Raw genomic sequence first — 1,106 nt, 5'->3', positions numbered from 1 at the left:
TGGTTAAATATTTACAAATCTTAACAACGGAATTATGATGATGATGTAATCGGACTTAATGGTTATTTCAGACTTTTAAGAATCAGGTTACAATTGTAACTACTACTTGTTATTCCTAATGGTTCTTTTAAAGGTATTAAATGCCAATGAAAGGTTTTTTGTTATAGATATTGATCAAATAACAACATCCGAACATTCTGTTGGGTATTTAGTTAAAGCACATATCGATATATCGACTCCTTTGTGTTATTGGTTTGTATATTAAGAGTGTTGCTCATGAATTATCCATTGATATAATACATCTATTCGAATGTTGCTTTATATATTTACAGATTGAATAAATATCCAAAATTTCAAATATATTTGAACATGGTGATTCTAAATGGATTAACTTGGTGTTGGTTCTAAGTAATGTCTTTAAATTATATTTATCTCTTGGATAAAAAATCTACATGTACATTGAACCTTGTTAAGAATAGCTTACAGAATTGTTTCAAGGGACTATAAACAGAATCTACTACCAATGTATGGTCGTTTGGTTTAAGTATACTTAGAAATGTTGATGTTATTACCATTAATCCCAAACATGTTATTATTATTTCATTGGATCGTTCCAACATGCTAATTGCTACACATAGATCATTTGTTGTCGGTGTACCATGTGTTCCATAAGTTTATTTTTTTGTTATTCTTTATCATTTCGGATATATTCCTAAATAAAATTATTGATCCATTAACAATGATGTTGTTCACAAATCCATTATTCATATCATAAAATACTTTTATTAAAATGGTACTATCAACTAGGTTGTTATCGATGTTTGTTTTAATTTTGTTTAAGTAATTGATTCTGTTAGTCAATGGTAGATTTGTTATTGGGGGATAAGGGAATTTAGAACTGTTACTATTTTGTTTTAAATCAATATTATGTTCATCTTTAATAATTTATATCCAAAGATTAATAACCAAAGTTATCAAAGGGATAAAACTTGTTTAAGTTCGTTGATCTTCTTGGTCTTCGTCATATTCTTCTTCTTCATAGTTATCTTCTTTATCAGTTTCATAGTAGTTCTCATAATCTTCTTTTTCCTGTTCTCGTTTACATA

Annotated in this window: 1 protein-coding gene and 1 pseudogene; both read right to left on the bottom strand. The window is 27.4% G+C overall.

Annotation, left to right across the window (positions count from 1 at the left end; genetic code table 4):
* Positions 1-208: 208 nt before the first annotated feature.
* The gene (locus MAGTDC_RS05930; protein ID WP_414173059.1) at positions 209-382 is read right to left on the bottom strand and encodes a hypothetical protein; all 174 of its coding nucleotides are present in this window, start codon (positions 380-382) and stop codon (positions 209-211) included.
* A gap of 46 nt (positions 383-428) precedes the next feature.
* Positions 429-659 (bottom strand): annotated as a pseudogene (locus tag MAGTDC_RS02555) (PLP-dependent transferase); the annotation flags it as partial.
* Between the last annotated feature and the right edge of the window lie 447 nt (positions 660-1,106).

The organism is Candidatus Hodgkinia cicadicola, assembly GCF_002774925.1.
This window is presented reverse-complemented; position numbering and strand designations above follow the sequence as displayed.